General features: G+C 74.2%; 20 protein-coding genes and 1 tRNA gene. 12 read left to right on the top strand and 9 right to left on the bottom strand.

All coding sequences use genetic code 11. The features are described 5' to 3' along the window. Positions 1 to 72: 72 nt before the first annotated feature. Positions 73 to 576 carry a DUF3093 domain-containing protein gene (locus tag PP1_RS04515; RefSeq protein ID WP_029239131.1) on the bottom strand — a complete coding sequence of 168 codons (504 nt, stop codon included), beginning with the start codon at positions 574 to 576 and terminating at the stop codon, positions 73 to 75. Between the two features lie 25 nt (positions 577 to 601). On the opposite strand from PP1_RS04515, the gene dut reads away from it, so the two are divergent. The 4 genes from dut to PP1_RS04495 all read left to right on the top strand — a co-directional run bounded on the left by dut (position 602) and on the right by PP1_RS04495 (position 5,699). After that, a complete protein-coding gene (dut, locus tag PP1_RS04510) occupies positions 602 to 1,117 on the top strand; it encodes a dUTP diphosphatase (RefSeq protein ID WP_010223986.1) in 516 nt (171 codons plus the stop codon). Beyond that, complete coding sequence (locus PP1_RS04505) at positions 1,117 to 4,368, top strand: DUF3710 domain-containing protein (RefSeq protein ID WP_075314160.1); 3,252 nt, start codon at positions 1,117 to 1,119, stop codon at positions 4,366 to 4,368. The genes dut and PP1_RS04505 overlap by 1 nt, the downstream gene beginning before the upstream one ends. Positions 4,369 to 4,606: 238 nt before the next feature. Beyond that, positions 4,607 to 4,984 carry an OB-fold nucleic acid binding domain-containing protein gene (locus PP1_RS04500; protein ID WP_010223689.1) on the top strand — a complete coding sequence of 126 codons (378 nt, stop codon included), beginning with the start codon at positions 4,607 to 4,609 and terminating at the stop codon, positions 4,982 to 4,984. A gap of 16 nt (positions 4,985 to 5,000) precedes the next feature. Continuing rightward, entirely contained in the window at positions 5,001 to 5,699 is a 699-nt protein-coding gene (locus PP1_RS04495) for a DUF3159 domain-containing protein (protein ID WP_010223691.1), read from the top strand. A gap of 10 nt (positions 5,700 to 5,709) precedes the next feature. Here the strand turns inward: PP1_RS04495 and PP1_RS04490 are convergent, their stop codons facing one another. Both PP1_RS04490 and PP1_RS04485 read right to left on the bottom strand, forming a co-directional pair. Beyond that, positions 5,710 to 6,369, bottom strand: coding sequence for a potassium channel family protein (locus tag PP1_RS04490; protein WP_029239113.1), 660 nt, complete (start codon positions 6,367 to 6,369; stop codon positions 5,710 to 5,712). Further along, positions 6,369 to 7,031 carry a potassium channel family protein gene (locus PP1_RS04485; RefSeq protein ID WP_010223695.1) on the bottom strand — a complete coding sequence of 221 codons (663 nt, stop codon included), beginning with the start codon at positions 7,029 to 7,031 and terminating at the stop codon, positions 6,369 to 6,371. The genes PP1_RS04490 and PP1_RS04485 overlap by 1 nt, the downstream gene beginning before the upstream one ends. Before the next feature lie 149 nt (positions 7,032 to 7,180). Here PP1_RS04485 and PP1_RS04480 point away from each other — a divergent pair, with 149 nt between their 5' ends. The 6 genes from PP1_RS04480 (at position 7,181) to PP1_RS04455 (ending at position 13,900) form a co-directional block, all read left to right on the top strand. Further along, complete coding sequence (locus PP1_RS04480) at positions 7,181 to 9,256, top strand: APC family permease (protein WP_010223697.1); 2,076 nt, start codon at positions 7,181 to 7,183, stop codon at positions 9,254 to 9,256. A gap of 32 nt (positions 9,257 to 9,288) precedes the next feature. Then, complete coding sequence (locus tag PP1_RS04475; protein ID WP_033198554.1) at positions 9,289 to 10,467, top strand: class I SAM-dependent RNA methyltransferase; 1,179 nt, start codon at positions 9,289 to 9,291, stop codon at positions 10,465 to 10,467. Then, positions 10,464 to 11,165: a metallophosphoesterase gene (locus PP1_RS04470; RefSeq protein ID WP_010223701.1), complete on the top strand. Its 702-nt coding sequence runs from the start codon at positions 10,464 to 10,466 to the stop codon at positions 11,163 to 11,165. Before PP1_RS04475 ends, PP1_RS04470 begins: the two co-directional genes overlap by 4 nt. A 74-nt stretch (positions 11,166 to 11,239) precedes the next feature. Then, a tRNA-Leu gene (locus PP1_RS04465) sits at positions 11,240 to 11,313 on the top strand. A 274-nt stretch (positions 11,314 to 11,587) separates the two neighbouring features. Further along, positions 11,588 to 12,220: an ANTAR domain-containing response regulator gene (locus tag PP1_RS04460; RefSeq protein WP_010223703.1), complete on the top strand. Its 633-nt coding sequence runs from the start codon at positions 11,588 to 11,590 to the stop codon at positions 12,218 to 12,220. Between the two features lie 366 nt (positions 12,221 to 12,586). Then, complete coding sequence (locus tag PP1_RS04455; protein ID WP_010223705.1) at positions 12,587 to 13,900, top strand: ABC transporter substrate-binding protein; 1,314 nt, start codon at positions 12,587 to 12,589, stop codon at positions 13,898 to 13,900. A 148-nt stretch (positions 13,901 to 14,048) separates the two neighbouring features. Here the strand turns inward: PP1_RS04455 and PP1_RS04450 are convergent, their stop codons facing one another. The 5 genes from PP1_RS04450 to PP1_RS04430 form a co-directional block, all read right to left on the bottom strand. Further along, positions 14,049 to 14,864 carry an ABC transporter ATP-binding protein gene (locus tag PP1_RS04450; RefSeq protein WP_010223708.1) on the bottom strand — a complete coding sequence of 272 codons (816 nt, stop codon included), beginning with the start codon at positions 14,862 to 14,864 and terminating at the stop codon, positions 14,049 to 14,051. After that, positions 14,861 to 15,934, bottom strand: a complete 1,074-nt coding sequence (locus PP1_RS04445; protein WP_010223710.1) for an ABC transporter ATP-binding protein — start codon at positions 15,932 to 15,934, stop codon at positions 14,861 to 14,863. The genes PP1_RS04450 and PP1_RS04445 overlap by 4 nt, the downstream gene beginning before the upstream one ends. Continuing rightward, entirely contained in the window at positions 15,924 to 16,919 is a 996-nt protein-coding gene (locus PP1_RS04440; RefSeq protein ID WP_010223712.1) for a branched-chain amino acid ABC transporter permease, read from the bottom strand. Before PP1_RS04440 ends, PP1_RS04445 begins: the two co-directional genes overlap by 11 nt. Before the next feature lie 10 nt (positions 16,920 to 16,929). After that, complete coding sequence (locus PP1_RS04435; protein WP_010223715.1) at positions 16,930 to 18,225, bottom strand: branched-chain amino acid ABC transporter permease; 1,296 nt, start codon at positions 18,223 to 18,225, stop codon at positions 16,930 to 16,932. A 252-nt stretch (positions 18,226 to 18,477) separates the two neighbouring features. Further along, a complete protein-coding gene (locus PP1_RS04430) occupies positions 18,478 to 18,906 on the bottom strand; it encodes a PaaI family thioesterase (protein ID WP_010223717.1) in 429 nt (142 codons plus the stop codon). Positions 18,907 to 19,100: 194 nt separating this feature from the next. Between PP1_RS04430 and PP1_RS04425 the strand changes: the two genes are divergently transcribed. Further along, positions 19,101 to 19,790 (top strand): carbonic anhydrase, encoded by a 690-nt coding sequence (locus PP1_RS04425; RefSeq protein ID WP_202796279.1) that lies wholly within the window; start codon positions 19,101 to 19,103, stop codon positions 19,788 to 19,790. A gap of 134 nt (positions 19,791 to 19,924) precedes the next feature. Further along, positions 19,925 to 20,518 carry a carbonic anhydrase gene (locus PP1_RS04420; protein ID WP_050802168.1) on the top strand — a complete coding sequence of 198 codons (594 nt, stop codon included), beginning with the start codon at positions 19,925 to 19,927 and terminating at the stop codon, positions 20,516 to 20,518. Between the two features lie 37 nt (positions 20,519 to 20,555). Here PP1_RS04420 and PP1_RS04415 read toward each other — a convergent pair whose 3' ends face one another. Beyond that, positions 20,556 to 21,404: a class I SAM-dependent methyltransferase gene (locus PP1_RS04415; RefSeq protein ID WP_033198561.1), complete on the bottom strand. Its 849-nt coding sequence runs from the start codon at positions 21,402 to 21,404 to the stop codon at positions 20,556 to 20,558. Positions 21,405 to 21,594: the final 190 nt, after the last annotated feature.

The following is a 21,594-nucleotide window of genomic DNA, read 5'->3' as shown; positions in this document are numbered from 1 at the left end:
ACGGCGCACGACCAGCACCACCAGGACGGGCCCGGCGGAATCCGCCGGGCCCGTCCTGTCGTGCGGGACGGCTCAGGGAACCTGCGGGTGCGGCGCCTGCGCCGCGATGGCCGCGCGCAGCGCGTCGGGACGGCGGGTGCTCAGCACCCAGTACGGCTCGTCCGACGAGGGGTCGGTGACCTCCACCCGGACCAGCGGGCCGACCCAGGCGCGGTGCAGCACGTAGGCGCGCGGATCGAGGTCCGGCCCCATCGCCTGCTGCTTGTCCCGCCTGGCCACGGTGTCGGTCACCCCGGCCACGGCCAGCGGCAGCTCGCGGCCGTTCGACACCAGCACACCGGGCCGCACCGTGGTGCGGCTGCGGCCCATCCACCACAGCGTCCCGACGCACAGCGGGATCATCACGGCGTAGCCGATCCAGGACCGCAGCCCCGGGTACCCCATGTGGATCTGGGCGCCCAGCAGGACGCCGAGACCGACGGCCAGGAGGTACCACCACACCGGGACGGACAACCGCTCGTCGAACGCAGTGGGGCCGGACGTCGCAGAGTCCGGCTCCGGAACCCGATCGCTCACGTGTTCCAGGGTAGCGTCGCCCGCCGTGCCCGGTTCCGCCCCCGCTCCCCCGGACGAGCCGCTGGTCGCACCGTCCGTCGACGTGCTGCTGACCAGGCTCGACCCCGGCGTCCCGCTGCCCGCCTACGCGCGGCCCGGTGACGCCGGTGCCGATCTCGTGACGACGTCCGACCTCGAACTCGCCCCCGGCGAGCGCGCGCTGGTCGGTACCGGCGTCGCGATCGCCCTGCCGGCGGGCCACGCCGGGTTCGTGCACCCCCGGTCGGGCCTCGCGGCCCGCTGCGGGCTCTCGATCGTGAACGCGCCCGGCACCGTCGACGCGGGCTACCGCGGCGAGATCAAGGTGTGCCTGGTGAACCTGGACCCGGCCGAGCCGGTCCGGCTGAGCCGCGGCGACCGGATCGCGCAGCTGGTCGTGCAGCGGGTCGAGACGGCCCGGTTCGTCGAGGTCACAGAACTGCCCGGGTCCGAGCGCGGAACCGCGGGACACGGCTCGACCGGCGGGAACGCCGCGCTCGGGCACGGGGGAGGCAGCCACTGATGCCCGGACGCGCGCGCGGCAAGATGTTCGACATCCGTCCCGAGCACGGTGTCGAGGACTCCGGCACCGGGGCCTATCCCGGGTATCCGGGCTACGGCGACTCCGACATCGAGTCCTACGACGAGTACGACGAGCACTACGCCGAGTTCGACGCCCGCCGCGACGGACGGGGCGCCGGCGGCGGGCCGGTCCCGCCGGGCCGGCCCGCGAACGGCGCGGCCCGTGGCGACGGCGCGCCGGGTGCCGCCGGGCGCAACGGCGCAGGCCGCAACGGTTCCGGGCACCCGGACGCACCCCGGGACGGAGCCGGACGGAACGGGTCCGGCCGCGGCGGTGCGGCGAACGGGCGGGCGACGAACGGGCGGGCGGCGAACGGCGCCGGCCCGCGCACCGGTGCCGGTCGCGTGGGCGGCGACCCGGGTGCGACCGCGGCGACGACGGCGGTCCGCGCCGTCCGCGGCGGGACCGGCCGCACCCCCGTCCCCGGTCCGGACCGGCCGGACGACCGCGACGATCGCGACGACCGGGTCGCCCCGGACGGCCGGTGGGACGACGACGAGCCCCCGCTGCTGAGCCACCGCGGCGAGTCCGAGGAGCCGGCCTACGCCCGGGACCGGACCCCGCAGGGCTTCGACGGTGGCGACCCCGACGCCCCGGACTGGGGCCGTCCCGGCCGTCCCGCCGCCGCCGACGAGTACGAGTACGACGAGTACGACGAGGCCGGGGACGACGACCCCGACGGCTCCGACCCCTACGACGAGGACGAGTACGGCGTCGGCGACGCGCCGCTGTCCGTCCCGCCGCCGGGCAGCGGCGGCCGCCCGCTGGGCCCGGCCGACGTCGAGGAGCTCGACCCGTCGATGACCGACGCGCTCGCCCGCGTCGATCTCGGAGCCGTCCACGTGCCGGTGCCCTACGGCGCCGAGCTGAAGCTGGAACCCGCCGGCGCCGAGCGCCCGCAGGCCGTCCACCTGCTCCTGCCCGAGGGCCGGATCGCGGTGAGCGCGCTGGCCGCGCCCCGCTCGTCGGGTCTGTGGCCGGACCTGTCCGCCGAGATCGAGCAGTCGCTGCGCAAGGGCGGCGCCCGCGTCCGCAACGCCCGCGGTGACTGGGGCCGTGAGCTGCACGCCCGCACCGAGAACGCGGCGTCGGTGTTCGTCGGCTGCGACGGTCCGCGCTGGATGGTCTACGGCGTCGCGACCGCGTCGCTGGAGACCGTCGAGGCGCTCGACGTCGAGCTGCGCCGGGTCCTGCGGGGGATCATCGTCGTCCGCGGGAAGTCGCCGTACCCGCCGCGGACGGTGCTGCCGCTGGAGCTGCCCGAGCACCTGCGCGAGGAGCAGCCCGACGTCGCACCGCAGAAGCCGAGCATCACCGTGTCGGTGCCGCGCCCGGCCGGGGAGACCGGGTCCACGAGGGCACCCGCGAGCGGTGCGACGCCGCTGCCCACCACCGGCGCGACCCCGGCGGCCACGACCGGCGCGACCCCGCGCCCGGCCGCCGACGAGCCGGTCCGCCGTGCCCCCGCTGCCGGCCCGGCGCCGAGTGCCCCGGCCCGCCGTCCCGCCGATGCCGATCCCGCCACCCGGGCGCTGCCGCAGGTGCCGCGCCGCCCCGCCGCGGCGGCCGGTCCCGCCCCGGCCGAGGCCGAGCGGACCGCGCTGTCCCGCCCGGTCCCGCGTGAGGAGCCCGGCGAGCGCACCGCGATCGCCCCGCTCACCCCGGCCGCCGACGCGGAGGCCCCCGCGGGCCGCGCCGGCCGCCGCCGCGGCCGTCCGGACCGGCCGGACCGCTCCACCGGGGCGACCCGGCGCGGCCCGGCACCCGGGGTCCGCCCGGAGGCCGACGAGCCGGTCCGCCGCCCGGCCGCCGACGAGCCGGTCCGCCGCCCAGCGGCCGACGAGCCGGTCCGCCGCCCCGCGGCCGACCTGGCCGGACCCGCCGGCACCGGTGCGTACGCGCGTCCGGCGGCCGGCGTCCCCGACCCGCTCGACGCGCGCACCCCGCTCCCGGCCGCCGAGCCGGAGCGCGCGCCCGCGCCGGAACCGCCGGTCCGGCGTGACCCGGCGGTCACCACGCTGTCGGTCGCCGACCTGCTGGCCGGTACCGAGGCCGATCCGGCCCTGGGTGCCGGGCCCGCCACCGGCGACCGCACGGCGGAGACCCGGCGTCCGGCCCGTCGTACCCGCCGGGAGGAGCACTCCGCGTCCGGCGACGGTGACGTCCCGGCCCCGGCCCCCGCCCGGCGGCGCCGGTCCGCCGACCGGGACGCCGCGGACCGCGTCGACGCCGCCGACCTGCTGGCCGCCCGCGACACCGGGTCCCCGGCCGCCGGCCCCGGCCGTTCCACGGCGGAGCGGCTGTCGTCGGCGATCGAGGACATCCCGCTCTCGGACATCCCGCTGATGGAGGCGACGCTCGACCGCGAGCCCGAGCCCGAGCCCGAGCCGCTGCCGGAACCGGTGCCCGAGCCGCAGCCGCGGTCGGCGGCCGAACCGTTGCCCCGCCGGACGCGCCGCCGCGGCGCGCCCGCCGACACCGTCCCCGGGGCCGGCACCGGCTCCGGCACCGCGGACGACTGGCTGTCCTCGGAGATCGCGGCGAGCAGGCGGGCCGGGCGGCACGGCGGCGGCCGGGGCACCTCGGTCGCGGACCTGCTCGCGTCGTCCGGACTCGACGGTCACGGCGGCCATCGGCGCGCTGACGCCGGAGACACCGGCCGGCCGTCGGCCTCGGCCGCCCACGCCGAGCCCGCCGCGCACACCGTCCCCGCCGCCCACGCCGAGCCTGCCGCGCCCGCCGGACCGGCCGGGTCCTCGTGGCCCGCGGGCGACGACGACCTGTTCCGGTCGCCGTCGGCCGCCGACGGGGTGCCCGGCCGCGGCTACCTGGAGGGCGGCCCCACCTCGGCCGACGAGGCCCGCAGCGCGCTGCAGGACCTCCTGCGCAGCGCGTCGGGCGCACCGGACGACGACGGGACCGGCGTCACCGGTCTCGCCGACTACCGGGCGAGCCGCGCCGCCGCCGGGCGCCGCAACGGACGGGACCGGCACGGCGACGACGCGGACCACGCGGACGGTCCGGACGACGCCGAGCCCGGCCGGCGTGCCGCGGCCGGCGACGGCACCGGCGACCTGCCCGGCGACCGGGGCCGTGCCGCCGGTGGGACCGGTCTGACCGGCCGCTGGCCGGCCGGTCGGCGCGCCGCCGGGACCGATCCCCGCGATCTCGGACGGCACCGGCGGGACTGACACCGCGGGGCGATCCGGGCACCGGCCGCGGAACGCCCGCGGTGCCGCCGGCCCCGACCACCGGGCGCGTCCGGGGGACCGGTCGGCGTGGCCCGGCGCACGGGCCGATCCGCTGGTGAGGGCACAAACCGCGGCGTCCGCGCGTTACCCTGACGTCGCGATAACACGACACCCTGTCGGGTCGCCACACGAGTGCGGGACACCGGAGGGTCCGGGGCCGCGCGGGCCGAGGAGAGACATGGGCAGCACGGATGGCGGGGCGTTCCGCCGGATGCTCCGCAAACTCACCAGCGACGTCGACGAGCTCGACGCACGCGATCTCGCCGAGGACGTCGAGGAGACCGGCGCACGACCGGCCCGCGACTGCGCCTGCGGCGAGGAGGTGACGATGCTCGGCCGGATCCGCAGCGTGGAGCTCTGCCCCCAGAGCGCCGACGCCACGCTCAAGGCCGAGCTGTTCGACGGCACCGAGGGCGTCACACTGGTCTGGATGGGCCGGCGTCGCATCCCCGGGATCGAGGCCGGTCGCACCATGCGCGTCCGCGGGCGGATCTCCGTCCGCGACGGGCGGAAGGTGCTCTACAACCCGTACTACGAGATCTGCCAGGCGCAGTAGACCCGATCGGACAGGCTTGAGCGACCATCACGACGCCCCCACCACCCGGCTCCCGCGGATCGAGGAGTCCCCCCAGGAGCAGACGGGCCCCATCGGGGCACCGGTCCCCGGCGGGGCCCCCGAGCGGGCGCCGACGCTGATGGAGCAGATGGGCGGGGTGCCGGGCATCGTCGCGTCGACGGTCCCGGTGATCGTCTTCGTCGTGGCGAACATCGTCACCGAGCTGCGGACCGCCGTGTTCGCCGCGATCGGTGCGGGCGTGCTCGTCCTGCTGTGGCGCCTGGTCCGCCGGGACCCGGTGATGCCCGCGATCTCCGGGCTGATCGGCGTCGGGATCTGTGCGCTGGTGGCGAACCAGACGGGGGAGGCCCGCGGGTTCTACCTGCCGGGCCTGCTCTACAGCGGGTTCCTCGGCGTCGTCGCGCTCGTGTCGATCGTGGTGCGGTGGCCGCTGGCGGGCGCGATCTGGCACGGCATCAACGGGCACGGCACCGAGTGGCGGGACGACCCGCGACTCGTCCGCGCCTACGGCTGGGCCACCGGCGTCTGGGCGGCGACGTTCCTGGCGAAGGTCGTCGTCCAGGGCGGGCTCTACCTCGCCGACTCCGAGACCTGGCTGGGCGTCGCCCGCCTGGCGATGGGCTACCCGCTGACGGCGGTGGCGATCCTCGCGACCGTCCTCATCGTCCGCCGGGTGCCCCGCACCGCGACCTGAGGGACGCGGCTCACGGCCGCGCCAGCGCCTCGCGGATCTCCTCCTCGACCGCCGCCGTCGCGACGAACAGCAGCTCGTCGCCCGGCTCCAGCGCGTCGTCCGGCTGCGGGACGATCACCCGTCCGCCGCGCAGGATCGTCACCAGCGCCGAGTCCGGGGGCAGGGTCACCGCCCGCACCGGACGCCCGGCGAGCGGGGTGTCGTCGGGCAGCGTCACCTCGACCAGGTTCGCCTGGCCCTGCCGCAGCGTGAGCAGCCGCACCAGGTCTCCGACGGCGACGGCCTCCTCGACCAGCGCCGCCAGCAGCCGTGGGGTCGACACCGCGACGTCGACGCCCCAGTTCTCGCCGAACAGCCACTCGTTGCGCGGGTCGTTCACCCGCGCCACCACCCGGCGCACCCCGAACTCGGTCTTCGCGAGCAACGACACCACGAGGTTGACCTTGTCGTCGCCGGTGGCGGCGATGACGACGTCGCAGCCCTCGATGCCGGCATCCTCCAGCGACGCGAGCTCGCAGGCGTCGGCGTGCACCCACTCGGCGTCCGGGACGGCGTTCGGGTCGATCTGGCCGAGCTCGCGCTCGATCAGCATCACCCGGTGCGCGGACTCCACCAGCTCCAGCGCGATGGACCGCCCGACGGCGCCCGCACCCGCGATCGCGACCCGCATCACTCCTCCTCCGGCGGCGCCGAGGCGGCCGCCGTCACGTCGCTGACCGTGCCGGAGATCGCCGCGACGTACACGGTGTCCTCGGCCTGCACGGTGGTGTCCTTCGTCGGCAGCACGCCGGTCCCGAACCGGACGACGAACGCCACCCGCGATCCCGTCGCCCGCTCCAGCTCCGCGATCGGGTGCCCGACCCACTCCTCGTGCAGCGGGAGCGGCAGCACCGCGACGGTGCCGGTCGGCTCCCGCCACGCGGTCGCGACGCCGTCGGGCAGCAGCATCCGCAGCAGCCGGTCGGTCGTCCACGGCACTGTCGCGACCGTGGGGATCCCGAGCCGCTCGTAGACCGCGGCCCGCTTGGCGTCGTAGATCCGGGCGACGACCTTGTCGACGCCGTAGCTCTCCCGGGCCACCCGGGCGGCGATGATGTTCGAGTTGTCCCCCGAGGAGACGGCGGCGAACGCGTCGGCCGACTCCAGGCCGGCCTCGTCGAGGACGCTGCGGTGGAAGCCGAAGCCGACCACCTGGCGTCCCCGGAAGTCCGGCCCGAGCCTGCGGAACGCCTGCGGGTCGCGGTCGATCACCGCGACCTCGTGGCCGAGCCGCTCCAGGCCCGAGGCCAGGGACGCGCCCACCCGGCCGCATCCCATGATCACGACGTGCATGGTGGAGTGGTCCTTCCGGCGGGCGGGGGCCCGGGATGTACGATTCGTTCCCGGTGCACCGAGCGCGCCGCACACCACGTGCGACGCCGGTGCGCCTGATCGCGCACGCTATCGCGTCGCCCGGAACGCGGGGGCCTAGGCTGCGCACCGTGTCCAAGCTCGCCGTCGCTCTCAAGCGGCTCGTGGTCGGACGACCGCAGCGCAGCGACCGCCTGACCAGCACGCTCCTCCCGAAGCGGGTCGCACTCCCGGTGTTCGCCTCGGACGCGATGTCGTCCGTCGCCTACGCGCCCGAGGAGATCTTCCTGACGCTGTCGGTCGCCGGGGTCGCCTCCTACGTGATGTCGCCGTGGATCGGGCTCGCGGTCGTCGTCGTCCTGCTGACGGTCGTCGCGAGCTATCGGCAGAACGTCCACGCCTACCCGTCCGGTGGCGGCGACTACGAGGTCGCGACCGTCAATCTCGGCAAGAACGCCGGGCTCACCGTCGCGAGCGCCCTGCTCGTCGACTACACGCTCACCGTCGCGGTCTCGATCTCCGCTGCGGCCGCGAACATCGGCGCGCTGGTGCCGTTCGTCGCCGAGCACAAGGTGCTGTTCGCGGTGTCGGCGATCGCCGTGCTCACGGCGATCAACCTGCGGGGCATCCGGGAGTCCGGTACCGCGTTCGCGATCCCGGTGTACGCCTTCGTGCTGGGCGTCGGCACGATGATCGTCTGGGGCCTGACCCGGATCCTGATCCTCGGCGACGACGTCCGCGCCGCCAGCGCCGACCTCGATCTCGTCGCCGAGGGCGACACCTTCACCGGCCTCGCGCTGGTGCTGCTGGTGCTGCGGTCCTTCACCCAGGGCGCGGCCGCGCTGACCGGTGTCGAGGCGATCTCCAACGGGGTGCCGGCGTTCCGCAAGCCGAAGTCCCGGAACGCCGCGACGACCCTGCTGCTCCTCGGCGGGATGTCGGTCACGCTGTTCATGGGCCTGATCGCGCTGGCCCAGCTGACCCACGTGCAGATCGCCGAGGACCCGGCCCGCCAGTTCCCGGACGCGCCGCCCGGCTACCAGCAGCAGACGATGGTCGCGCAGCTCGCGGACGCGGTGTTCGACAACTTCCCGCCCGGCTACTTCTTCGTGATCGTCATGACGGCGCTGATCCTGGTGCTGGCGGCGAACACCGCGTTCAACGGCTTCCCGGTGCTCGGGTCGATCCTCTCCCAGGACCGCTACCTGCCCCGCCAGCTGCACACCCGCGGCGACCGGCTCGCGTTCTCGAACGGGATCGTGCTGCTGGCGCTGTTCGCGATCCTGCTGGTGATCGGTTTCCAGGCCGAGGTCACGAAGCTGATCCCGCTCTACACGGTCGGCGTCTTCGTGTCCTTCACGCTGTCCCAGGCCGGGATGGTCCGGCACTGGAACCGGGAGCTGGAGCTCGGCCCGGGGGTCCGCGAGCGGCGCCGGATCCGCCGCAGCCAGGCGATCAACGGGTTCGGGGCCTGCATGACCGGTGTCGTGCTGATCACCGTGCTGATCACCAAGTTCGCGCTCGGCGCCTGGATCGCGATCGTCGCGATGGGTGCGTTCTTCGTGCTGATGCGCGCGATCCAGCTGCACTACGACCGGGTCGCCGCCGCGCTCGTCGCCGACGAGGACGACGACGTCCTGCCCTCGCGCAACCACGCCGTCGTGCTGGTGTCGACGCTGCACAAGCCGACCCTCCGCGCGCTCGCCTACGCCCGCGCCACCCGGCCGGACATCCTCGAGGCGGTCACGGTCAACGTCGACGACTCCGACACCAAGAAGCTCGTCGAGCAGTGGCACAAGCGGAGGCTCCCGGTCCCGCTGAAGGTGGTGGAGTCCCCGTACCGGGAGATCACCCGGCCCGTGCTGGACTACGTGAAGCGGATCCGCTCCGACTCCCCGCGCAACGTCGTGACCGTCTACATCCCGGAGTACGTCGTCGGGCACTGGTGGGAGCAGGTCCTGCACAACCAGAGTGCGCTGCGGCTCAAGACGCGGCTGCTGTTCCAGCCGGGGGTGATGGTGACGAGCGTGCCGTGGCAGCTGCCGTCGTCGTCGCGGACCCGGGCGCTCTCGCCGCTGGACGCGCCGGGAGCCTCCCGGCGCGGCTACCCGGGGCTGGAACAGCTCCCCGGCGAGCGCCGCGACGGCCCGCCGGCGACGGGGACGAGCACCGCGGGGGCGACCCGCGGTACGAAGGGGGACACGTGAGCTCCGCTCCGGCGACGGACTGGACCGACCGGATGCTCGAGGTGACCGTCGGGCCGGTGGCGCACGGCGGCCACTGCGTCGCCCGTGCCGGTGAGGACGGTCTCCCGGCCACCGACGGCCGGGTCGTCTTCGTGCGGCACGCGCTGCCCGGCGAGCGGGTGCGCGCGGTCGTGACGGAGGACCCGGGCGGGGCCTTCTGCCGCGCCGACGCCGTCGCCGTCCTGGAGGCCTCCCCGGACCGGGTCGAACCGGGCTGCGTGTGGGCGGGCCCCGGCGGGTGCGGTGGCTGCGACTTCCAGCACGCGACGCCCGGCGCGCAGCGGGACCTGAAGACGGCGGTGCTCCGCGAGCAGCTGGCCCGGCTCGCCGGTGCGGCGGCCCCGCTGTCGCTCCTCCCGTTCGACGAGGTCGTCGTCGAGGAGCTGCCGGGCGGTGCGCTGGGCTGGCGCACCCGGGTGCGGCTCGCCGTCGACGACGCCGGTGTCCCGGGCCTGCGCGCGCACCGCAGCCACGACGTCTGCGAGATCGCCGACTGCCCGCTGGTCCCGGACGGCGCGCTCGGCCCGGTCCTGGAGCAGCGGTTCCGCCCGGAGTCCGAGGTGGACGTGACCGTCGGCGACGACGGTGCCGCGCGGGTCGGCTCCGGGGCGACCGCGCACGCCGCGGGCCGGACCTGGGAGCTGTCCGCGGGCACGTTCTGGCAGGTGCACCCGGCGCTCGCGGACACCCTCGCCACGCTGGTGGACGAGTGGGCGGGCGCGCCGCGCGGGGGAGTGGCCTGGGACCTCTACGGCGGCGTCGGGCTGCTCGGGTCGGTGCTCGCCCGCCAGGTCGGCCCGGACGGGACGGTGCTGGTGGTGGAGTCGTCGCCGTCGGCGGTGGCCGACGGTGCTGCGGCGCTGGCCGACCTGCCGCAGGTGTCGTTCGTGCGGGGACGCGCGGAGCGCGAGATCGCACGGCTCCGGCCGGACCCGGACGTCGTCGTCACCGACCCGCCGCGGACGGGGCTGGGCCGTGCCGCGGTCCGGGCGCTGGCCACCCGCGGGCCCCGCCGGGTCGTGCACGTCGCCTGCGACCCCGCCGCGCTCGGCCGCGACCTCGCGCTGTTCGCGGAGCACGGGTACCGGGTGGCGGGGCTGCGGGCGTTCGACGCGTTCCCGATGACCCACCACATGGAGGCCGTCGCGCTGCTGGAGCGGCCGGACCGATGATCACGGTCGTCCAGCTGTCCGACCTGCACCTCGGGGTGCCGGGCAACCGGGAGCGGGCCGTGCGCGCCGTCGCCGGTGCCCGCGCGCTCGGGGCGGACCTCCTGCTCGTCACGGGCGACGTCGCCGACCACGGCGATCCCGCGGAGTACGCGGAGGCCGCGGAGCTCCTCGGCGGGGCCGCGGTGCTGCCGGTGCCCGGCAACCACGACGACCGTGACGCGATGGGCACCGTCCTCGGGCCGGTGGGCGACCGGGTGCACCGCGCGGGCGGGGTGAACGTCGTGCTGCTCGACTCGCTGGTGCCCGGCGCGCCGGAGGGCGCGCTCTCCGCCGGGGCGGTCGACCTGCTCGCCGACACCGCCCGGGACCCGGCCCCGCTGCTGGTGGCGCTGCACCATCCGCCGGTGCCGGTCGGGCACCCGTTCATGGACGGGATCCGGCTGCGTGACGCGGAGCCGTTCGCGGCGGTGCTGGCCGCGCGGACGGAACCCGCGCTGGTGGTGTGCGGGCACGTGCACCGGCCGGTCGCGACGACGGTCGGCGGGCACCCGCTGGTCGTCGCGCCGTCGGTGGGACCCGCGATCCGGTTCCCCGGCGAGCCGGGGGAGGAGTTCCTGCTGCCGGACTCCGTGCCCGGAGGAGCGCTCCACGTGCTGGGGGACGGGCCGCCGCGCACCCGGTTCCTGGCCTGGCCGTGAGCCCGGGCCGGGTCCCGCGGCGGGCCCCGGGGCCGCTAGAGTGGAAAAAGCGCTGAATGCGCTGATCGCAGTACGCCCCTGTAGGCCAATCGGCAGAGCCAGTGCACTCAAAATGCATACAGTGTGGGTTCGAGTCCCACCAGGGGCACACCGCTTCCGCCGCAGGGCGGATCCGCCGCCACCGCGGCCGTTCCGGCGTCGTGTCGCCGCACGTCCCGGGCCCGCACGGTGACGTGCGCCGTGATGTGCACCGTGACCCGCGCCATGCCGGGCGGGGGCGCCCTCTCCGGCCGGACGGGTAACGCGCCCCACGGAGGGTGTTTCCGCACACGAAAGGCCGAAGTGGTTCGGTCGTGGGCGGCACCGCCGGTAGCCTGAAGTCTCCGGTCGCAGTTCCCGTTTCGTTCGTGAGGAGATCCCCGGTGACCGACAACGTTCCCGCAGACACGCCGGCCGAGGACGGCCCGCAGCCCGGGTGGCGGGTGCTGGTCGTCGAGGACGAGGCCCTGATCCGGATGGACCTGGCCGAGATGCTCTCCGAGGAGGGCTACCAGGTCGCCGGCGAGGCCGGCGACGGCGAGGCCGCCATCACCCAGGCCCGCGAGCTGGAGCCGGACCTGGTGATCATGGACGTCAAGATGCCCAAGAAGGACGGCATCGAGGCCGCGGCCGTGATCGTCGAGGAGAAGATCGCCCCGGTCGTCATGCTGACCGCGTTCAGCCAGCGCGACCTCATCGAGCGTGCCCGCGACGCCGGCGCCATGGCCTACCTGGTCAAGCCGTTCGCCCGGCACGAGCTCGTGCCGGCGATCGAGCTCGCGGTCTCCCGGTTCTCGGAGAAGAAGGCGCTCGAGGACGAGGTCGCCTCGCTCAACGAGCGCTTCGAGACCCGCAAGGTCGTCGACCGGGCCAAGGGCCTGCTCATGACGCACCAGAAGATGTCCGAGCCCGAGGCCTTCCGCTGGATCCAGCGGACCGCCATGGACCGGCGGACGACGATGAAGGCGGTCGCCGACGCCGTCGTCGACGGGCTGGCACCCGCCAAGTCCTCCTGACACCCGGGCCCCGTCCCGCACCGACGGCCCCGTCGCGCCCTCCGCGCGGCGGGGCCGTCGTGCGTCGTGACACGGGCGCGAGCGCATCGCTCGGACGGGTGGAAACGTTACGGTTCCGACGGTTCCGGAATGGCTTCGATCGTGGACGTGGTCCGGTTCACAGAGCAACGAAATCGTCACCCCGCGTCGCACGGCCGACACATCGAAAGATCCGTTCGTGACATCTGTGCGTCGAATCATCACATTCGTGTCACGAGCGGTGACCGGACCCCATTTCCTGGTGCGGGCGTACTAGTTTTCCGCCATCCTCCCTCGCCACGTCGACGGCGGGGGAGCGCTCGAAGGGGAACTTGTATGACGCGATCAATGTGGCGAGTCGCCGCCCTGGCCGGGGTGGCGTCGCTGGTTCTGGCCGGATGCGGCGGTGGTGGGGACGCCGGCTCCGGTGGAGAGGCAGGTGGATCGGAGGCTCCGTCCGCCGCCGGTGCCGACTGCACCCCGCCGCAGGCCCAGGCGACCGGGACACCCAGCACCGCGCCGCTGAAGATCGGCTCCCTGCTGCCGGAGACCGGCAGCCTCGCCTTCCTCGGCCCGCCGGAGTTCGCGGGCGTCGAGGTGGCGCTGAAGGAGATCAACGACGCGGGCGGTGTCCTGGGCAACCCGGTCCAGCACCTGCGCGGTGACTCCGGTGACGACACCACCGACATCGCCAACCAGACCGTCGACCGGCACCTCGCGGCCGGCTCGCAGGTCATCGTGGGTGCTGCGGCGTCCGGTGTGTCCAAGCTGGTCATCGACAAGGTCACCGGCGCCGGGGTGGTGCAGTTCTCGCCGGCGAACACCTCCGACGAGTTCACCTGCTGGCAGGACCGCGGGCTGTACTTCCGGACCGCACCGCCGGACGTCCTGCAGGCGCAGGCGCTCGCGCAGCTGATCACCGCCGACGGCGGCCAGCGGGTGAGCATCATGGCCCGGAACGACCCGTACGGCGCGGGTCTCGCCGACAACACCGAGCAGAACCTGGTCTCGGCCGGCATTCCGCAGGACCAGATCCAGAAGATCATCTACGACCCGAACGCGGCGTCGTTCAACCCGGAGATCGACCAGGTCGCGCAGTTCAACCCGGACTCGATCGCGGTGATCGGTTTCGACGAGTCGAAGCGGATCATCACCCGCATGAACGAGGTGCAGATCGGCCCGGCACAGAAGCGCCTCTACGGGACCGACGGCAACATGGGCAACGCCCTCGGCGAGGGCCTGCCGCCCGGGCTGCTCAACGGGATGAAGGGCACCACCCCGCTGACCGAGCTCTCCGGAGACTTCGAGCAGCGGCTGCGTGCCGAGGACCCGGCGCTGACCGACGTCAACTACGCCGGTGAGTCCTACGACGCCGTCGTGGTCTCCGCGCTGGCGGCGGAGGCGGCCAAGTCCACCAACGGCGCCGACATCGGGACGCAGATCAACGCGGTCACCAAGGAGGGCGAGAAGTGCACCACCTTCGCGGCCTGCAAGGCGATCCTCGACCGGGGCGGCGACGTCGACTACGACGGCGTCACCGGCACGCTGGACTTCACCGACGCCGGTGAGCCCGGTTCCGGTTCCTACGGCGTCCTGACCTTCACGCCGCAGAACGAGCTCAGCGACGACACCACCTACATCAAGGTGGGCGCGCAGGGCTGACGCACCGCGCACGACGATCCCGAGGGGCGGTCCGCCACGGCGGTCCGCCCCTCGGGCGTCCGCGGGCCGGTGACCTGGTTCCGGGAACGACGGACGGCCCCGCACCCCTTCGAAGGGGTGCGGGGCCGTCTGTCGTCGGAGGAGCGGCTCAGTCCTTCTTCTCGCTGCTCCCGGCCAGCGTGCCGAGGTACAGCTCGATGACCTTCGGGTCGTTCAGCAGCTCCCGGCCACCCGCGGTGTAGGCGGCCCGGCCCTGGTCCAGGACGTAGCCGCGGTCGCAGATCTGCAGGCACCGGCGGGCGTTCTGCTCGACCATGATCACCGAGACGCCGGCGGCGTTGATCCGCTTGCAGCGCACGAAGACCTCGTCCTGCAACATCGGCGACAGGCCCGCGGAGGGCTCGTCGAGCAGCAGGACCGACGGCTCCATCATCAGCGCCCGGCCCATCGCGACCATCTGGCGCTCACCGCCGGACAGCGACCCGGCCTTGGTCTTCCGGCGCTGTCCCAGCATCGGGAACAGGTCCGCGACGACCTCGAACCGCTTAGCGAAGGTCCGGGGGCGCAGGTACACGCCCATCTCCAGGTTCTCCTCGATCGAGAGCGAGGGGAACACGTTGTCCCGCTGGGGCACGTAGCCGAGCCCCTTGGTGACCAGGGCGTGCGCCTTGGCGCCGGTGATGTCGGCGTCGCGCAGCCGGACCGTGCCCCGGCGCACCGGGATCAGCCCGAACATCGCCTTGAGCAGCGTGGACTTGCCGGCGCCGTTCGGGCCGATGATCCCGACGATCTCCCCGTCGCGCAGGAAGAAGTCGCTGTCGTTGAGGATGTCGACCCCCGGCACGTACCCCGCGACGAGCGAGTCGACGCGCAGCAGCGCCCCCTCGGCCAGCTCGCGGTGTGCCTCCGGCGTCGCCGCCTGCTCCGCGTCCCGGGTCGTGCCCGGGCCGGGGTTCTCGGTCATGTGCGCTTCTCCTCGTCGGACCGGGCGTCCCGGCCGTGCTCGGCCTCCCCGAGCTCCTCGGCCTCCATCTCGGCGACCAGGTCGGCGGTCTCGCCCACCGGGTTGCCGTCGGCGTCGAACTCGAGCACCTGGTCGTGGTGGGCGCCCAGGTAGGCGTCGACGACGGCCTGGTTCGACGACAGCGCCGCCGGCGGCCCCTCCGCGATGACCTGCCCCTGGGCCATGACGACGACCCAGTCGGAGATGTCGCGGATGACGTCCATGTCGTGCTCGACGAACACCACGCTCATGCCCTCGTCGCGCAGCGACTTCACGTGACCCAGCAGGCTCTGGGTGAGCGCCGGGTTCACGCCCGCCATCGGCTCGTCGAGCATGACGACCTTCGGCTGCATCATCAGCGCGCGCGCCATCTCGAGCAGCTTGCGCTGCCCGCCGGAGAGCGAGCCCGCCAGGTCGTCGGCCTTGGTGTCGAGCTTGAAGCGGGCCAGCAGCTCGTGGGCCCGCTCGGTGATCTGCCGTTCCTGGGCGCCCCAGCCGGTGAACAGCGCGCCGAGGAAGCTCTCCCCGCGCTGGCCGGTGGCGCCGAGGCGCATGTTCTCGATGACGGTCATGCCGGCCAGGGCCTTGGTCAGCTGGAACGTGCGGACGACGCCGCGGCGTGCCACCCGGTGCGGCGGCAGCTTCTGCAGCGGCGTGCCGTCGTAGACCCACGAGCCGGAGTCGGCCCGGTCGAAGCCGGTGAGCAGGTTGAACAGGGTGGTCTTACCGGCGCCGTTCGGCCCGATCAGGCCGGTGATGGCGCCGCGCTGGAACTCGAGGTGCCCCACGTCGACGGCGGTGAGGCCGCCGAAGGTGCGGGTCACCCCGTCCACGGTGAGCACCGCGTCCGGCTTGGCGACCCCCGGCTCGGGGGACACGCCGGCCAGCGCGCGGCCCGGGTCGGGGCGGTCGGCAGGGGCGTTCCCGGTGTCCGTGGTGTCCGCGCCGGTGAGCGCGGTGTCCCGGGTGATCTCGGTGTCGTCGGTGCTGTCTGGGCTGTCGTCCCCGTGGGGACCGCGGTCAGCGGCCATCGCCGAGCACCTCCCTCCGGCGTCCGAAGATGCCCTGTGGTCGGTACACCATCATGAGGCCCAGGAAGGCGCCGACGAGCACGAACCGGATCGCGCCGACGTCCTGGGACGAGATGAAGGGCAGCAGCGGGTTCTCGCCCGCCGTCGCCTGGCGCAGGAACGCGTCGGCGATGGAGAGCAGGAACCAGAACAGCATCGCACCGATCACCGGCCCGAAGACGCGGCCCGCGCCGCCGAGGATGAGCGCGGCGTAGGCGAAGAACGTCTGCGGCGGGGAGTAGAAGTCCGGCGTGAGGGACTGGGTCGCCAGGGCGAAGAAGATCCCGCCGAGGGCGCCGAACACGCCACCGAGGGAGAGGGCCTGCATCTTGTAGGCGAACACGTTCTTGCCCAGCGCCCGCGCGGCGTCCTCGTCCTCGCGGATCGCCTTGAGGACGCGGCCCCACGGGCTCCGCACGAGCAGCCAGGTGAGCAGCACGCACAGCCCGACGATCGTCCAGCCCACGAGGATCGCCCACAGGTCCGGCCCGCGGACCTCGAGTCCCAGGATGTCGTAGGACGGCTGGGTGAACGGGTTCGCCGCGGCGAACGCGTCGGCGAAGCCGGTGAGGCCCTGGGTGCCGCCGGTGAAGTCGGTCTGCGAGGTGGAGCGGGTGACGAGCCGCAGGATCTCGGCGGCCGCGATCGTCACGATCGCGAGGTAGTCCGCCCGCAGCCGCAGTGTCGGGATGCCCAGGATCAGCGCCAGCGCGACGCCGCAGGCCATACCGATGATCACACCGAGCCAGAGCGGGGCACCGAAGTTGGCCACGGAGATGCCCATGCCGTAGGCGCCGACCAGCGCGAAGCCGATCTGGCCGAAGTTCAGCAGTCCGGTGTAGCCGAAGTGGATGTTCAGGCCGAGTGCCAGCAGCGCGAAGAAGATGGCCGAGGGGCCGATCAGCTGCGAGAACCCGACGGTCAGGAGTTGTCCGACATCGATCACGGTGTCCCCCTCAGCCGATCCGGGCCTTGGACCCGAGCAGGCCCTGCGGACGGAACACCAGGATCACGATCAGCACCGCCAGACCGCCGAGGTACTTGAGGTCGAGCGGCAGCACGAGCGTGGACAGCTGCACGAGGATGCCGACGATGAGGCATCCGAGCAGCGCGCCGTAGGCCGTGCCCAGGCCGCCGAGGATGACGCCGGCGAACATCAGCAGCAGGAGCCGGAAGCCCATCTCGTACTGCACCGTGCTGGAGAGCTCGGACAGCGCGAACAGCACACCGCCGAGGGTGGCCAGCCCGCCGCCGAGCATCCAGACGAACAGGATGACCCGGTCCACGTTGATGCCCGAGGACGCCGCGAGGTCCCGGTTGTCCGACACCGCGCGCATCGCCTTGCCGATCCGGGTGCGCTGCAGGAGCAGCGCCACCCCGAGGAGCACGACGACGGCGATGACGATCGCCGACAGGTCCTTGTCGGTGAGCGCGATCGGGCCGTAGTTGCGCACCTGCTGGGCGGTGTAGTCGGTGAAGGACTCCGACCGGCCACCGAAGAAGATCAGGATCAGGTAGCGGAGCGCGATCGACAGGCCGATCGAGACGACGAGCTGGGCGATCAGCCCGGCGCCCCGCCTCCGGAGCCTGCGCCAGATCCCGAGCTCGTTGGCGGCGCCGAGCGCCGCTCCGACGAGCACCGCGATGATCGTCGCCGGGATCAGCTGGACCCCGCCGACGACGTTGATGTACCAGGCGACGACGGCTCCGATGGTGACCATCTCGCCGTGCGCGAAGTTGGTCAGGCCGGTGGTGCCGAAGATCAGCGACAGGCCGATCGCGGAGATCCCGATGACCAGGCCGAACCGGATGCCGTCGACCAGCAGCCGCAGGAACGTCGCGAAGCCGCCGGTGGCGGCCCCCTGGACCTCCTCGCCGAACCGGAAGACGACGGTGTTCAGCGAGCCCTCGGCGACCTCGCGGGTCGTCTCGCCCTGGAGCACCTGGGTGCCCGGCGGGAGGGTGGCCTCGTCGAGGCGGAAGGTGTAGCTCCCCGCCGCCGGGACGGTGAGCTCCCACCGGCCGTTCGCCTGCGAGGTGGCCTGGGCGACCGGGGCGCCGTCGCGGGCCGCGACGATCGTGACGCCGGTGAGCGGCTGACCGTTCTGGTCGCGCAGCGTGCCGCTGACGTCGATGCCGTCCTGGGACTGGGCGGGGAGTGCCGCCGCGGGTGCGGCGGCCGGGGCGGGTGCGGGCGCGGCGGCGGCGAGCGCGGTGCCGGACAGCGTGATCGTGCCGATCAGCGCGATCATCAGCCCGATCAGCCAGCGGATCGCGGCCGGGGTCGGGGACCGCCGTGGGGCGCCCGCGCGGACGTCACCCGCGCGTGGGGCGCTCCTCCGGAGCGGTGTGCGGGGTGGTGGCAACGTTCGTCCGTCCTCGTGGGGCGTCGTACGACACCCGGGTGGGTGATCGGACGGAACCTAGCCGAGGAGAGGACTGGTACGAACGTCTCGAACGAGGCCGTAGCCGAGACGTAACGCGGCGGTACCGCAGGGCGAGGATCAGGACACGAGCGGTCGTGTGTCCCGGTGCAGACAGGTGAGCTTCGCGGTGCAGACGCGACGCCCGTCGTCGTCCACGAGCACGATCTCGGACGTCGACGTGGACCGTCCCATGTGGATCGCGCGGGCCGTGCCGGTGACGTGTCCCGAGGTGGCCGACCGGTGGTGGGTGCAGGACAGCTCGAGGCCGACCGGGAACCGCTCGGGCAGTGCGTTGAGTGCTGCCAGCACCGAGCCGAGGGTCTCGGCGAGCACCGCGCTCGCGCCGCCGTGCAGGAGGCCGTACGGCTGACGGTTGCCCGCGACCGGCATCCGCCCGACGACCTCGTCGGCGGTCGTCGTGAGCAGCTCGATGCCCATCCGCTCGCCCAGCTGCTCGGCGGAGTGCTCGGGGGACATCTCGGGGAGCTCGGCGGCGTCGATCGGCACGGGAGCGACCCTACGACCCCTGCGGGCCCGCCGGACGCAGGGACGCGGTGACGACGGCGACTCCGGATCCCCTTGATCACTCGAAGGGGTGGCGATAGCGTTTCGTTCCACAATAGAGAGCATTGCAAACTTTTGGTCGGCGACGGGGGCGGCAGATGGACGGGATCGGACGGCGTCAGGTGTTGCGGGGCGCGGTGGGGACAGGACTGGCCCTGGTCGGTGCGGGCGTGCCCGCCACGGCGGCCGCCGCGGCACCCGGCGGAGCGGCGCGCGCCGCGGCACCGGGGATCCCGGAGGCCGTGCCGGACGCCGACGGGGCACTGCGGCGCCTCGTCGAGGGCAACCGGCGCTGGCGCGACCTGCATCCCGAGCACCCGCACGAGGGCGCCGAGGTCCGGACCCGGCTGGTCGGTGGGCAGCACCCCTTCGCGACCGTGCTCTGCTGCGTCGACTCCCGGGTGCCGCCCGAGCTCGTGTTCGACCAGGGGCTCGGTGACCTGCTCACCGTCCGGACCGCGGGCCAGGTGCTCGACGACGCCGTGCAGGGCAGCCTGGAGTTCGGCCGGGCCGAGCTGGGGATCCCGCTGGTCGTGGTGCTCGGTCACACGTCCTGCGGCGCCGTCGCCGCGGCCGTGGACGCCGCGGCGGCGGGGGAGGAGCCGTCCGGCCGTCTCGGCTTCCTGGTCGACGCGATCGCGCCGGCGCTCCCCGCGTCCGGCACGCGCGAGGAGCGGATCGCCGCCGGGGTGGACGAGAACGTCCGGCGGATCGTGGCGGTACTGCGGGCCGACCCGGACCTGTCGGGGCCGGGGTCCGGCGGGGTGCCGACGGTGGTGGGTGCCCGTTACGACCTGGGGACCGGGCGGGTCGACCGGATCGTCTGAGTCGCAGCCGGTCCGGCCCGGCCCTCCCGTACGGCCGCGGTGCTCGACACATCGCGGCGTGCGCACTTGCCCGATCCGACCGGTTCCCGCGATCGTGATCACCGACGGTGCATCCCGAGCGGAACGAGAGGTTCATGGCGAACGACGGCAGGCCGACCGCGACCGAGGCGTGGTCGACGATGCTCGAGGGCAACCGGCGCTGGCAGCGCGACGAGACCACCGGGCCGCACCGCACGGCCCGGGACCGGGAGTCGGCCGTCGGCGGCCAGGCGCCCGCGGCGATGGTGCTGTCCTGTGCGGACTCCCGGGTCCCCGCGGAGCTGGTGTTCGACCTCGGCCTGGGCGACCTGTTCGTCGTCCGGACCGCGGGTCAGGTCGTGGACGACGCGGTGCGCGGCACCCTCGCCTACGGGGCGGGTGCGCTGGGCATCCCGCTGCTGGTCGTGCTGGGTCACTCGCACTGCGGTGCGGTGAAGGCGGCGGTCTCGGTGGCAGCCGGCGGTGACACCCCGGCACCCGCGCCGCTGGGGTGGCTGGTCGGCGACATCGCGCCCGTCTGCTCGGGTGAGGGCGACGAGGCCGTGGCCGCCGCGGTGGACGCCAACGTCCGCCGTGAGGTCGCGCAGCTCGGCACCGAGCCGGCGCTCGCCGAGCTGGTGCGCGACGGGCGGCTGACGATCGTCGGCGCCCGCTACGACCTGGAGACCGGCGCGGTCGTCGGGCTCTGACCGCACGGGCGGGCCGGTGCGCCGGCCCGCCCGGCGCTCACGCGGGCCTGCGGGTCACCAGGATCGCGGTGCCCGGGAAGAGCTCGCCCCGCAGCGGCGACCACTGGCCCCACACCCGGTCGTGCCCCTCCGGCCACTCCGGCTCCACCAGGTCCTCGAGGACCAGCCCGGCGGCGACGACGTCGCGCACCCGGTCGCCGATCGTCCGGTGGTGCTCGACGTAGGTGGCCCGGCCCTGCGCGTCGACCTCGAGGTAGGGCGTCCGGTCGAAGTACGACTGCGTGACGGTCAGGCCGGCCGGGCCGGGATCGTCGGGGAACATCCAGCGCATCGGATGGTTCACCGCGAACACCCAGCGCCCGCCGGGGCGCAGCACCCGGTGCACCTCGCGCATGACCCGCTCCGGCTCCGCGACGAACGGGATCGCGCCGAAGGCGGAGCAGGCCAGGTCGAAGGTCCCGTCGCCGAACGGCAGGTGCTCCGCGCCCGCCTGGACGAGCGGCACCGCGATCCCGGTCCGTCCGTTGAGCGCCGCGGCGTGCCGGAGCATGCCGCCGGAGACGTCCAGCGCGACCGGGTGCGCGCCGTGCGCGGCGAGCCACCGGCTGCAGGGGGCCGATCCCGCGCCGATCTCCAGGACCTGCCTGCCGGCGAGGGACTCCCGCGGGCCGAGCAGCTCCGCCTCGTCCTCGTGGAGGTTCTCCGGGCACCAGACGAACGCCGTCTCGCCGATGTCGGCACCGTGCTCGGCCAGGTAGTCGTCGGCGTCGGCGTCCCACCACCGGCGGCCCGCGGCCTCGGACTCGGCGCCGGACACCCGGCGCCGGGCCACGCCCGCGGTCCCGACGGCGGTCTCGGCGGAGGAATACTCGTCGCGGCTGCTCATCGCCACCCGATCGTCGCAGTGCCGGCCGTTCGCCCGTTTACCGGACCCGCATTGCCCGGGACTTTCGGTGCCGCGTAGCATGATTTCCTGACCGTGGTCAACGTGTCGGACGACCGCCCGGCGCCACTCCTGCGCCGCCTCGCGACCGCCCGTCGCACGTAGGTTCCGACCACGGGAATCGACGCCAGAG

It is taken from the genome of Pseudonocardia sp. P1, assembly GCF_000178675.2.
GTDB lineage: Bacteria > Actinomycetota > Actinomycetes > Mycobacteriales > Pseudonocardiaceae > Pseudonocardia.
The sequence above is the reverse complement of the archived record's forward strand: the minus strand, read 5'-3'. Positions and strand labels throughout refer to the sequence as shown.